Below are 12,211 nucleotides of genomic sequence, written 5' to 3'. Positions count from 1 at the left end.
GTTGCCGAACGTCCCAGCCGGAAGCTCCCGGACGACCGCCACCCACGCCTGCTCCGCCGCCGGATCGGTCAAACCGGCCGCCTGCGGCGTCACCGTCGTGTTCAGGTTCAGGTACATCCATCCCGACGTGTACGGCACCGGGAACTGCCCCACCCCGACCCGCACTTTCTGCGCCGCCGCCGGGAAGGCGGCCCCGCTGACCGTCGGCGACGTCGGCTGGGACGCCCGCACGGTCGCGTGCTCCTGCTCGTCGAAGAGCACCAGGCCCTCGCGTCCGAGCGGATACCAGTCCGGCAGCGTTCCGCACGTGAAGAACTGCTGAGCGACTTTCGGGTCCCGCCACACCACCGCGTCCGTCGCGCCCTTGATGTAGCGCGCCGCGAAGTTCGTCGCGAGCGGCTCGCGATTGTCGGCGGCGCTCCACGGGACCGAATCGAGTCTCCCGTAGAAAGTATAGTTGCCCGCCGTCGTCGTCAGCGGGTCGGTCGGCGATGCCTTGATCGGGACCATCGGCGCTCCGTGACCGCCGTTGCCGTTCGCACCGCTGTTCACGTACACGTACTCGCCCCAGAGCACGTCCTGGTCCGTCGCGTCACCCGATCCCCCCGGACCGAAATACCCGATATCGCCCGGGAAACGAAGCGTGCAGTTGTTGACGGTGTCGACCGTGATGAAGCCCCGAGCGAGGCCCGGCGAGAACGTCGCGCCGCACTTTCCGTTGAAGCTCGAGAGCTGCCCCGTCAGCGCGGCGCGCATGTAGTCCACGTAGAACTGCGGCAGCTTCGTGAAGGGAAGCGCGCCCGTGCAGCTCGCAAAGTTGATGTCCTGCGAGAGCGGCCCCTTCGGGCTGATCTTGTCCTGCGGGTCCTGCCCCGCGCTCGCGGTCGCCGGGAACGTTCCGTTGAGGATGTCGCGCATGTCGACGTGCTGCATGTCGTAGCCGGTCAGGTATACGTTCCACGCCAGCACGGGCACCGCCAGGTCCGACCAGATCGTCACGTGCGCCAGAATCGCCGTCGCGCTCGCGTTGTTGATCCAGAACCGCGTCGTCCGTCCGGAGGCATGTGCCAGATCGACTTCGAAATACGGAAGGAGCAGCGTCGACCCCGGTCGGGTCGAGACCGTGCCGATCACCTCCGGCGAGTTGTTCACGCCGATCCCCTCGGCACGGGGAGCGAGCCCGACGAGAACCGCCGTCGCGATCGCGAAGAACAGCGCCGAAACGGAATTTCGCGTCTTCATCTTTTTCCTCGCTCTCTCCCGCGTCACGGAATGAAGTGGACCGGCGTCGCCGCGCTGTCGAGCTGCGTCGCCGGGCCTCCCACGAGCCCGATCGGCCCGGCACTCCCCACCACCGACCGCATCGTCATCAGCCATGCCTGCGACGCGGCCGGGTCCGCCGGCGGATTGGATCCGGCGGCGATGACGGTGGTGTTCAAGTTGTAGTAGATCCACCCCGAGGTAAAGCTCACCGGGAAGGCCCCGATCGGAAGGACCCCGTTGACGGCCTGACCCTGGCCGACGAGGGTCATCTGCGCGGCGACCGGGAAGGGCACGAGCCCGGGGTTGGGGGGCTGCGGCGCGACCGGATAGGTCGTCGGCACCTCGGGATGCTCCTGCTGGTCGAAGATCACGATCCCTTCCTCTCCCAGTGGATACCACTCCGGCAGCGTGCCGCAGGTGAAAGGCTGCTGCGCGACCTTCGGATCGCGCCAGGCGATCGCCTCGGTGATCCCGCGGACGTATCGGGCCGCGAAATTCGTCGCGAGAGGCTGACGATTGTCGGAAGCGTTCCAGTCGACCAGCCGGCCGTAGAACGTGTAGCCGCCCGACGTCGAGGTCAGCGGATCGGTCGCGTTCGCCGGGATTGCGACGAGCGGCGCGCCCTGGATCGGCGCGTTCCCGTTGGCGTAGGCGAAATCGCCCCACAGGACGTTCTGATTCGTCGCGTCCCCCGTCCCGCCGGCGCCGAAGTACCCGGGATCTCCCGGGAGCCGAAGCGTGCAGTTGTTGACCGTGTCGATCGTGACGAACCCCCGTGCGGTCCCCGGCGACTCCCGCCCCGCGCACTTGCCACCCAGCATCGCGGAAGAGGCACCCGTGAGCGCCGCCTGGAGCGCGGCGACGTCGCCGGCGGAGAGCTGGGCCGGAGGCAGAGTGCCGGTGCAGCTCGCAAAGTTGATGTCCTGAGAGAGCGGCCCCTTCGGGCTGATTTGGTCAACGTTATCCTGGCCCGCGCTCGCCGTCTGCGGGAGGGCGCCCTGGAGGATGCCGCGCATGTTGATCGTCTCCCGGTCGTAACCGGTCAGGTAGACGTTGAACGCGAACACCGGCACGGCCATCTCCGACCAGATCGTCACATGCGCGAGAATCGCGGTGGCCGAGGCGTTGTTGATCCAGAAGCGCGTCAACCGCCCCGCCGGGTTTCCGAGATCCACTTCGAAGTACGGCAGGAGCAGCGTCGCCGCCGGCTCTTCCCGAACGGTTCCGATCGCGACCGGCTGCGCCTGCAGCCCGCGCGAGAGAAGACACACCGTCACCGCGATCGCGGCGAGCACCCACCGTTTTTTCTTGCTCATCTTTTCCCCTCTTTGCAGAGTCAACCGATGGAATTGTCGCGGTCTCGAGGCGAGATGTCAATGATTTGATTTCGTGTCATCGAGAAAGCTCGATATGAAAGGCGGCCACGCTCCCCTGCGACGGGCAGCGTCCGCCTCCCTCGTCCGGCTCGTCCGCGTAAGCCGCCACGATCTCGACGGTTCCGTCGCCGTCGAGGTCGGCGAGCCGTATCGCGCTCCCGCTGCACCCGGTCACCGGCACCGATATCGGCGTCCGCACGAGGGTCCCGCGCTCGTCGGAAAGGAACGCGAGCAATTTTCCGACAGTGGTCGAGGCGACGACGAGCACGGGCGAGCCGGCGCCGGCAATCGGAGCGGCGGCGACGGCCGCGATCTCTCCCTCGTCCCGGGCGAGCGGCTGTCGCTCCCACGTTCGTCCGCCGTCGCGCGAGAGGAACGCGTCGAGCCGCGGCACCCAGCGTTCCCCTTCGAGATAGCTGCCGCCGACGATCAGGTCATCGACGCCGTCGCGGTCGAGGTCCGCCGCCGCGATCGCCCGGAAATATCCCTCGGGCGGCAGGGAGTCCACGGTCCCGAGACGCCAGCCGCCCGACGCGCCGGCGAACTCGACCAGCTCCCGGCTCCCGAGGACGCCGCTCGCGATCGCGACGTCGAGCCTCCCGTCGCCGTCGAAATCGCCGACCGCGGCGGCCGACCCGAACGGGGCGTCGCGCCGCGGTGGCGGACGCCGAGCGGCCCACCGCCCCCCGCCGAGGTTCTCGTACACGACGATCCCCGACGACCCGCCGGAGCCAGCTCCGGCCATCGGAAGGACCGGTCCCTCCCCGATCGCGACGAGGTCGATCCGCCCGTCGGCGTTCCCGTCGAAGGCGCGGAGACAGCGCGACGAGAACTCGGGGAGCCGGTCCCTCCGCGGAGAGAAGTCCAGGCCTTCGCTGCCGCCGCGGAATCCCCCCTTCCCGTCGCCGAGCAGGGCGACGATCCCGCGGTAGTGCATCGCGAGCGCGATGTCGGCGATCCCGTCCCCGTCGAGGTCCGCGACCTGCGCGTCGCCGTAGTCGTACGGGAGCGGGGGGAACCGCGCCTCGCGCCAGCGCGTCCAGTTCCCCTTGCCGTCTCCGAGGAAGACGACCGGCGGCCCGGGCGACTTGCGCGCCGGCGGAAAGACGAGATCGGGATGGCCGTCGCCGTTGACGTCGCCGATCCCGAAGCCTTCGCGCCACTCCCCGCTGTGCGGAAGGCCGCGGCCGAAGTCCGAGAGGTGAAGCTCTCCGACGACGGCCGGCAGCGGTCCCGCCGGGGCCGGCGCCGGAAGAGTGGGCGGCGGCGGGGCGATCACCGCGCCCGGCTCGTAGAGACGGATGTAGTAGTGCCCCTCGTCCTCGCGGTCGACCTCGGCGATCGCGCCGATCACCGTCCGCACGTGCCTGTCGTCGATCCGCGAGGCCTCCGCCTTCGAGATCGCCTGCAGCCGGTAGCGGCGTCCGGAGGCATCGACGTACGTCCGGCCGGAGGAGACCGTCGGCGCCCCGGCCTTCGGTGGAGCGGCCGCGCAACCCGAGAGCAGGGCGACCGCAAGGAAATACACCGTCCGGCGAGGCAGCGCGCGCATCGCGCCGCATGATACTGCGCGCGGCCGGCCCTCCGGCGCGCGCGTCGATTGACAACCTCGGCGGGCGCCGCTAGCCTGCCGAGCCGTGCGCTTCGTCTTCTTTCCGGCTGCCCTGCTCTGCGCGGCCGCCGCCGCCGCGACGCCGCCGTCGGGCGCCCCGATCGCGGAGGCGACGCCGGCCCAGCGCGACCTCGGGTCCGTGCCGGCCGACGACGTGGTGACGACCGACTTCGCCGTCGCCAACCGCGGCGGCGCGCCCCTGACGCTCGAGGCGCTCTTGGCCCCGGGGACGCGGGTGACCGTCGAGCCCGGGACCGTTCCGCCGGGAGGGAGCGCCGTCGTGAAGATCGAGATCGGCACGGCCAACCGCGAGGGTGCGTCGACCGTCGCCGTCGAGCTCCGTACGAACGATCCCGCGCACGCGATCCTCCGTCTTCCCGTGTCGCTCAAGGTCCGGGCGGTCGTCCTCGCCGACCCCGGCTTCGCCCGGTACAACTTCGTCGAGGGGGGGCGCCCCGGGATCATCCGGGAGACGGTCTTCGCCGCCGACGACGCCTCGTTCCGGGTCCTCGGCGTCGATTCTCCCTACCCGTCTCTCTCGGCGCGATGGCGCCCGGCGGCGCCCACGGAGCGGCTCCCGGAACGGAGCGGCGCGCAGTGGGTGGTCGACCTCACGCTCTCGCCGTACGCGCCGGTCGGACCGCTCGCCGCCGAGGTCGTCGTGCGCGTCGACCATCCGAAGCAGCGGCAGGTGATGATCCCGGTGACCGGGTTCGTCCGGCCGATGCTCGCGGTCACGCCGCCCGAGGCGGACCTCGGAGACCTCGAGGCCGAGCCGGTGACGGCGCGGCTCCACGTCAAGAATTTCGGCGAGGATCCGGTAACCCTCTCGAGCGCGACCTGCGAGATCCCCGGGTCGACCGTCGAGATCCGCCCGATCGAGCCCGGACGCGTCTGGCAGGTGATCCTGCGCCTCCCCGCCGGCGCGCCCGGGTCGCTCGTGACGGGTTTTCTCCGGCTCGAGACGACGAGCTCCACTCAGCCGGAGATCGAAATCCCGGTGCGGGGCCGCTTCCGGGGGAAGTGATCGATGCTAGTCTGCGCGGCGTGACGATTCCGCTCTCGGTGATCGTTCCGACGCGCGACACCCGGGATCTGACGCTCGCCTGCCTCGCCTCGGTCGCCCGCTCCGAAGGGTCCGGAGCGTTCGAGCTGATCCTGGTCGACGACGGCGGACGGGACGGCACGGCCGAAGCGGCCGCCGGTGCGCACCCGGGCATCCGCACGATCGTCCGCGAGGAGCCGGGCGGATTCACGGTCGCGGCCAACGCGGGGCTCCGCGCCGCCGGCGGCGAGGTTCTCCTCCTCTTGAACAGCGACGCGCAAGTCGAGCCGGACGCCCCGGCGCGCCTCCTCGCCGCGTTTTCGGCCGATCCCCGTCTGGGCGCGGCGGGCGCCGAGCTCGTCGACCCCGACGGCGCCCCCCAGTGGAGCGCCGGACGCCGCCCGAGTTCGCTGTGGCTCTTCGCGCTCGCGACCGGGCTGCCGCGCGCGCTCGGCCGGCTCCCCGGCTACCGCCGCGTCAAGCGGCCGGGCGTCCGCGGCGCCGCCGTGGACTGGGTGAGCGGCGCGGCGCTCGCGATCCGCCGGGCCGCCTGGGTCGACGCGGGACCTCTCGACGAACGGTTCGCCTTCTACTGCCAGGACCTCGAGTACGGCGAGCGGCTTCGCCGGCGCGGCTGGCGCGTCGCGCTGGTCGAGGGCGCGCGCGTGCGGCATCGCGGCGGCGCGACGATCGGCCGCCGCGGGATCCCTCTCCTCTGGGCGGACCTCGTCCGGTGGAGCGCGCTCGCGAACGGGCCGCGGGGCGCGCGATCGGCGGCCCGCGCGTTCGCGATCGGCGGCCGACTCCGCCTCGCGGCGCGTTCCCTCGCCGCGCCGTGGATCGCGGAGTCGCGGCGCGCCGCCTTTCGCGAGGAGACCGACGGGTACCGGGAGGCGCTGGCGGCGGTGCGCGGATGGGCGCGCTGAAGCGGCTCCTCCGGTACCGCGCTCTCGTCTGGTACCTCGCGCAGCGCGACCTCAAGGTGCGCTACCGGCGCTCCAGCATCGGGCTCCTCTGGTCGATGCTGCAGCCGCTCCTGATGATGCTCGTCTTCCGGACGATCTTCGGCGCGGCGTTCCGCTCGGACCTGCCCGACTACTCCGTGTACGCGCTCTCGGGGGTCCTCATCTGGAATTTCTTCCAGCAGAGCGTCGTGAGCTCGATGCACACGCTGCGGGGCAACGCCTCGGTCCTCCAGAAGATGCCCCTCCCGAGGGAGGTCTTTCCGGTCGCGACCGTCGTCTCGGGACTGGTCAACCTCGCGCTCGCGCTCGTCCCGCTCCTCGGGATCCTCGTCGCGACGCGGCATCCGATCCGGCCGTCGATCCTCTTCCTTCCCGTCGCGGCGGCGATCGCGGCCGCGTTCACGCTCGGACTCGGGCTGCTCCTCTCCCCGCTCGCGATCTTCTTCACGGACGTCGTGGAGATCGTCGGCGTGCTGCTGACCGTGCTGCTGTATCTCACGCCGATCTTCTATCCGGCCTCGATCGTTCCGCCGCGGTTCCGCTGGCTCCTGCGGTGGAACCCGGTGCGGCTGATCCTCGACGCGTTCCGGCAGCCGATCTACGCCGGCGCCGTGCCTCCGGCTTCGTCGATCGCCGCCGCCGCGCTCGTCGCGCTGATCTTCCTCGCCGCCGGGTGGGCGGCGTTCCGGCGAATGAGCGACCGGATTCCGTTCTACCTATGACCGCCGGTCCCGCCGTCCTCCTCGAGGGAGTCTCGCTCTGCTACCGGCTGGCCAAGCAGCGCCCGCGGTCGCTGAAGGAATACGCCCTCCACTGGATCCGCGGACAGCTCGTCTACGAGAAGCTCTGGGCGCTCCGCGACGTCGACCTCTCGATCGCCCCCGGCGAGAGCGTGGGCGTCGTCGGACGAAACGGCGCCGGGAAGAGCACGCTGCTGCGCGTGATCTCGGGCGTGCTCAAGGCGACGCGGGGACGCGTTCTCACGCGCGGCCGCATGGCCCCGATCCTCGAGCTCGGCACCGGCTTCGATCCCGAGCTGACGGGTCTCGAGAACATCCGGCTCTTCGCCCTGTTCCTCGGCCGGACCCATCGAGAGATCGACGCCGCGATGGCGGAGATCGTCGAGTTCAGCGGTCTGGGCGACTTCGTCCGCTCCCCCGTCCGGAGCTTCTCGGCCGGGATGCTCGCCCGTCTCGGCTTCGCGGTCGTGGCCGCGTGGACGCCCGACCTCCTGATCGTCGACGAGGCGCTCGCGGTCGGCGACGCGGCGTTCCTCGCGCGCTGCCGCGGCCGGCTCGCGGAGTTCCGCCGGGCGGGCACGACGATCCTCCTCGTCTCGCACCAGCCGGAGCTGATCCGCGGCAGCTGCGGGCGCTGCCTTCGCATCGAGGCGGGGCGCATCGCCGCGGACGGCGAGCCCGAGGCGGTCCTCGCGCGCTATGCCGAGGAGCGCCGGTCCTCGGTCGACGCCGGAACGTGACCGCGGCCGGCCGCCTCGGCGGCGATCGCGCGGAGGCGCGCCGCGACCGCGGCGGGATCGTGAAAGCGCGCGAGGTCCCGCCGGCCGAAATCAGTCAGGCGCCGGATCGAGTCCGGACGCCCGACGAGACTCTCGAGAGCGGCGACGAACTCGCCCGCGTCGGCCGCGAGAAGCGTTCCCTCCGTCGACTCGAGCCCGGCCGCGGCCGCGGGGGTCGCGACGACCGGCGCGCCGCGCGCCCACGCTTCGAGGATCTTCATCCGCACGCCGGAAGCCGCGCGAAGCGCGACGACGAAGATGCTCCCCGGCGCGAAGGCGTCGCGGCTGTCGGCCGGGGCCTCGTGACCCGAGACGCCCGGAGGGAGCGCTTCGGAAGGGCGAAGCCCGAAGAGATGGAGACGGGCGCCGTCCCACCGCGCCCGAACGGACGGCCAGACCTCGCGCAGGAACCATTCGACGCCGTCGTCGTTGGCCCACCAGCCGCGGCTCGCGAGCATCGCGAGCGCGGGGTTTCCGTCGAGCGCCTCCTCCGCGGGAGGAAGGGAGGCGGGGAACGGCGCGGGGACCGCGGTCACGTGCGCGGAGCGGCCGGAGAGCGCGCGAAGCCGTCCGGCGTCCCGGGAAGTCAGCGCGGCGGTCGCCGCGCACCGTCGGACCGCCGCGCCCTCCCAGCGCTCGAGGCGACCGGCCTCGAACCGGAAGAAGCGGGACGCGGCGGGGCCGGCCAGCGCGGCGCGGGAGCTCCAGAGGTCGCTCTCGACGTTCTGAGCGCGAAGGATGACGGGAATCGCCGCCGCGAGAGCGGGGAGGCACGCGGGAAGCGCCTGGAGCTGCTCGGCGAAGACGACCTCCGTCGCCCCCTCGCGGATTGCCCGCTCCGCCTCGCGCGCGAGCGGCGGCCACGCGTGGCGGGCGACGGCGACCGGCAGCCGGAGCGCCGCCCAGGCGGCGGCCGCGCGCGAGGCCTCCCCGGGCACGCGCCGGAGCCGGATTCCCTCCGGGGCGGGAGAATCGCCGCGCCGGCCCGGGCACACCACGGTGAGATCGTCTCCCGCCGCCGCCAGCGCCTCGACGGTGTTCTTCAGAACGAGGCGGCCGCCGTCCGCCGGAGGCCACGGACACTTCGTCGCGACCCAGAGGATCCGCATCGCAACGAGTGTACCGTGCGGGTCGGCCCCCGATGATCTTCCGCCGCGCCCCGCTCGATTACGCTTCGGAGTCTCCCTCTCCGCCCGAGGAGCCGGCCGCGCCGATCGACCTCGTCATCCCCGTTCACGGCGCGGAGGACGCCTTCGCGCGATGCCTCGCGAGCGTGGCGCGCCACACGGACCTCCGGAGCCACCGGCTCACGGTCGTACGGGACGGGCCGGGGCAGAGCGCGGCCGAGGCGGCCGTCGGCGCGCTCGCGCGATCCGGCACGCCGGTTTCGGTCATCCGGCACCCGCGAACGCTCGGATACGTCGCGAGCGTGAACGCGGCGATCGCGCGAACCCGCGGCGACGTCGTCCTCTTGAACAGCGACACGGTCGTGACGGAGCGGTGGCTCGAGAAGCTTTCGGAGGCCGCCGCGTCGGCCGCGAGCGTCGCGACCGCCACGCCGTTCTCCAACGACGCCGCGCTCTGCTCGCTTCCCCGGCCCTTCGAAGCCAACGCGATCCCCTCCGGTTTCGACGCCGACGGCTTCGCCCGCGTCGTCGAGGAGCGTTCGGAGCGCCGCTACCCGCGAATTCCGACGGGGGTCGGCTTCTGCCTGTACGTGAAGCGCCGGGCCCTCGACGCGCTCGGCGCATTCGACGAGGCGTTTTCTCCGGGATACGGCGAGGAGAACGATTTCTGTTTCCGCGCCCTGAAGGCCGGATGGCGCCACGTCCTCGACGACGCGACGTTCGTCTATCACGCCGGCCACGGCAGCTTCGGTCCGGCGACGGCGCGGCGACGCCGGCGGGCGATGCGGATCCTCCGCGCGCGGCATCCCGAGTACGAGGCGACGATCGCGAGGTTCATGGCGGACGATCCGCTCGCGGGCGTCCGCGCGCGCGTCGTCGCCGCGATCGCGCCGCCTCCCCGCTCCGGCCCCGGCGGTCCCCGGGTCGTGCATCTCGTTCACGGCTGGCCGCCGTACGCTCCCGCGGGCACCGAGCAGTACGCGCGCGCGCTCGCGCTGCGGCAGGCCGCCGGCCGGCCGACCGCCGTGTTCGCGAGGATCTCCGATCCGGCGGCGAGAAGCGGCGAGGCGCGGGAGCTCCTCGACGGCGGCGTGCGCGTGCGCCTGGTCGTCAACGACTTCGCGCAGCGCGATCCACTCGCCCGGAACGCGATCCGGAACCGGGAGCTCGAGAAGGAGTTCGGCGCGTTCCTCGACGACGTCTCCCCCGCGCTCGTCCACGTCCATCACCTCTCGGGTCACGCGATCGGGCTCGTCCGCGAGATCCGGCGCCGGCGCATCCCGTGGGTCTTTCAGCTGCAGGACTGGTGGATGGCTTGCGCGCGCGCGAATCTCTGGCGCCCGGAGGGCCGCCTCTGCGCCGGTCCGGGGCTCCTCCGCTGCTCGCGCTGCCTTCCGCTGACCCGGGTCCCGCCCGCCGCCCTCTGGAATCCGGCGCTCCACGCCGTGCGCCGCCGCACCGCGCGCCGCGCGTTCTCGAAAGCGGATGCGATCGTCATGGGCTCGCGGTTCATCGAGGAGAGCTTCCGGGGCGGCGGGTGGATCGGACCGCGCGCGCGGACGCACGTCGTCGCGTACGGCGTTTCCGTCGGCGAGGCTCGCCGTCCCGCCGCGCGCCCCGGGCCGCCGCTTCGTTTTGGCCTGCTCGGCTCGGTTCTCCCGCACAAGGGCGTCCATGTCGCCGTGGAGGCCTTCCGCGAGATCTCCCCGGATCGCGCCCGCCTGGAGATCTGGGGGCCGGAGACGGCGTCTCCCGAATACGTCCGCGCGCTCCGCGCCCGCGCGAACGCGGCCGTCGAGTTCCACGGCTCCTTCCCCGAGGAGCGCAAGGAGAGCGTCCTGTCGCGCTTCGACGTCCTCGTCGCTCCCTCGCTCGGGCTCGAGAGCTACGGTCTCGCGGCGCGCGAAGCGCTGCGGCGGGGGATTCCCGTCATCGCGAGCCGCCGGGGCGCTCTCGCCGAGCTCTTCCCGGAAGGGCGCGAGCCGGCGGGCGCCCTCTTCGAGCCGGGGAACGCGGCGGAGCTCAGGGGCTGGGTGGAGCGGCTCGTCGACGATCCGGCCATGCTTCTCCGCTGGCGATCCGCGATCGCGCCCGTCAAGAGCATGGACGAGCACGCGCGGGAGATCGAAGCGATTTACCGGTCGGTGCTCGGCCGATGACCGACGTCGGGCGGCGGCTGCGGCTCGCGATATCGCTGCTCCGCGCCGAGGGACCCCGCGCCCTCCTCGGTCGCGCCGCCGACCGGCTCGAGGAGTGGAACGATCGCCGGCGCTTCCTCCCCGCCGGGGGAACCGTCGGTCCCGTTCCGATCGTGAATCTCCTCGGCACGGCGCCGGCGCCCCGCCTCGGGGGCGTCCAGACGCAGCTGCTGCGCCGGCTCGGCGGCGAAGCGAAGGTCCGGCCGGTCGCGCTGCTGTATCCGGAGGGGCCGGGCCTGCGCCTCGACGTCGAGAAGGACGGCCGCCGGCGCCGGGTCCGGGTTCCCGCGGGCAACCCGGGGCCGCGGCCGAATCTGCGCGACGACGCGTTCGAACGGGGCGTGCGGGAGCTGATGCGCCTTTCGGGCGCGTGCGCGATCCACGTCGAGAATCCCGCGGGGCTTCCCGCCGCGAGCCTCGCGCGCCTCGCGCAGTCGTGGCCGATGGTCGTTTCCGTCCATGATTTCTCGCCGATCTGCCCTCGCACCGACCTTCTCGAGCGTCCCGTCCTCGCTTTCTGCCGCTACTGCGACGACGCCGACCGCTGCGCCCGCTGCCTCGGATCGGCTCCGGCCTTCGTCGCCGGCCACCGCCGCGCGTCCCGCGCGCTGCTCGCCGCGGCGCGGGCGGCGATCTTCCCTTCGCGGTTCCTCCTCGCCGCTCTGGCCGAGCGCGTCCCGGGGCTCGATCCCGACAGGCTCCACGTGATCGCGCCCGATCCTCCGCCGCCGTCGCGGCGACGCGAGCCGACGCCCGCCGTCCGTCACGTCGCGTTCGTCGGCGCGGTGACTCCGCAAAAAGGCTCCCGCGTCTTCTCCGATCTCGTCCGCGCCCTCGCCCCCGGTTTCCCGGGAGTGCGATGGTCGGCGCTCGGCAAGGGGGACCCCGTCGAGCTCGCCCGTCTGCGCCGGCAGGGGGGGATCCGCGTCCGCGGCTACTATCGGGCCGGCGGACTCCCCGCCGTCCTGGAACGCGAAAGGGTGGATCTCGCGCTCGCGCTCTCGGTCACGCCCGAGTCCTACAACCTCGCCGTCGACGAGTGCCTCGCCGCGGGGGTGCCGGTCCTCGCGTTCGACCACGGAGCGGCCGCCGACCGGCTGCGCGCG

At 72.4% G+C, this 12,211-nt stretch carries 10 protein-coding genes; 6 read left to right on the top strand and 4 right to left on the bottom strand.

Annotated elements, in window-relative coordinates:
* The 3 genes from VKH46_13310 to VKH46_13300 all read right to left on the bottom strand — a co-directional run.
* Positions 1–1,242: hypothetical protein (locus VKH46_13310; GenBank protein HKB71818.1), on the bottom strand; the 1,242-nt coding region annotated here is incomplete at its 3' end.
* 23 nt (positions 1,243–1,265) lie between these two features.
* Positions 1,266–2,579, bottom strand: a complete 1,314-nt coding sequence (locus VKH46_13305; protein ID HKB71817.1) for a hypothetical protein — start codon at positions 2,577–2,579, stop codon at positions 1,266–1,268.
* Between the two features lie 76 nt (positions 2,580–2,655).
* Complete coding sequence (locus VKH46_13300) at positions 2,656–4,191, bottom strand: VCBS repeat-containing protein (GenBank protein HKB71816.1); 1,536 nt, start codon at positions 4,189–4,191, stop codon at positions 2,656–2,658.
* An 85-nt stretch (positions 4,192–4,276) separates the two neighbouring features.
* On the opposite strand from VKH46_13300, the gene VKH46_13295 reads away from it, so the two are divergent.
* The 4 genes from VKH46_13295 to VKH46_13280 are packed head-to-tail and all read left to right on the top strand — an operon-like array spanning position 4,277 to position 7,741.
* Positions 4,277–5,278, top strand: coding sequence for a hypothetical protein (locus tag VKH46_13295; protein ID HKB71815.1), 1,002 nt, complete (start codon positions 4,277–4,279; stop codon positions 5,276–5,278).
* Positions 5,279–5,298: 20 nt separating this feature from the next.
* Complete coding sequence (locus VKH46_13290) at positions 5,299–6,222, top strand: glycosyltransferase family 2 protein (protein HKB71814.1); 924 nt, start codon at positions 5,299–5,301, stop codon at positions 6,220–6,222.
* Positions 6,210–6,983 (top strand): ABC transporter permease, encoded by a 774-nt coding sequence (locus VKH46_13285; GenBank protein ID HKB71813.1) that lies wholly within the window; start codon positions 6,210–6,212, stop codon positions 6,981–6,983. Before VKH46_13290 ends, VKH46_13285 begins: the two co-directional genes overlap by 13 nt.
* Positions 6,980–7,741: an ABC transporter ATP-binding protein gene (locus VKH46_13280; GenBank protein HKB71812.1), complete on the top strand. Its 762-nt coding sequence runs from the start codon at positions 6,980–6,982 to the stop codon at positions 7,739–7,741. Before VKH46_13285 ends, VKH46_13280 begins: the two co-directional genes overlap by 4 nt.
* Here VKH46_13280 and VKH46_13275 read toward each other — a convergent pair.
* Positions 7,699–8,889 (bottom strand): glycosyltransferase, encoded by a 1,191-nt coding sequence (locus tag VKH46_13275; protein ID HKB71811.1) that lies wholly within the window; start codon positions 8,887–8,889, stop codon positions 7,699–7,701. The two genes, VKH46_13280 and VKH46_13275, sit on opposite strands and share 43 nt — an antisense overlap.
* 32 nt (positions 8,890–8,921) lie before the next feature.
* Between VKH46_13275 and VKH46_13270 the strand changes: the two genes are divergently transcribed.
* Together VKH46_13270 and VKH46_13265 are read left to right on the top strand one after the other, a co-directional pair.
* Complete coding sequence (locus tag VKH46_13270) at positions 8,922–11,066, top strand: glycosyltransferase (protein ID HKB71810.1); 2,145 nt, start codon at positions 8,922–8,924, stop codon at positions 11,064–11,066.
* The coding region (locus VKH46_13265; protein HKB71809.1) for a glycosyltransferase at positions 11,063–12,211 on the top strand (1,149 nt) is incomplete at its 3' end. The genes VKH46_13270 and VKH46_13265, both read left to right, overlap by 4 nt.

This window comes from Thermoanaerobaculia bacterium (genome assembly GCA_035260525.1).
Taxonomy (GTDB): domain Bacteria; phylum Acidobacteriota; class Thermoanaerobaculia; order UBA5066; family DATFVB01; genus DATFVB01.
The sequence above is the reverse complement of the archived record's forward strand: the minus strand, read 5'-3'. Positions and strand labels throughout refer to the sequence as shown.

Coding starts and splice junctions, on each gene's coding strand:
- VKH46_13280 (HKB71812.1), top strand. CDS start 6,980: ATGACCGCCGGTCCCGCCGTCCTCCTCGAGGGAGTCTCGCTCTGCTAC.
- VKH46_13275 (HKB71811.1), bottom strand. CDS start 8,889: ATGCGGATCCTCTGGGTCGCGACGAAGTGTCCGTGGCCTCCGGCGGAC.
- VKH46_13270 (HKB71810.1), top strand. CDS start 8,922: ATGATCTTCCGCCGCGCCCCGCTCGATTACGCTTCGGAGTCTCCCTCT.
- VKH46_13300 (HKB71816.1), bottom strand. CDS start 4,191: ATGCGCGCGCTGCCTCGCCGGACGGTGTATTTCCTTGCGGTCGCCCTG.
- VKH46_13305 (HKB71817.1), bottom strand. CDS start 2,579: ATGAGCAAGAAAAAACGGTGGGTGCTCGCCGCGATCGCGGTGACGGTG.
- VKH46_13285 (HKB71813.1), top strand. CDS start 6,210: ATGGGCGCGCTGAAGCGGCTCCTCCGGTACCGCGCTCTCGTCTGGTAC.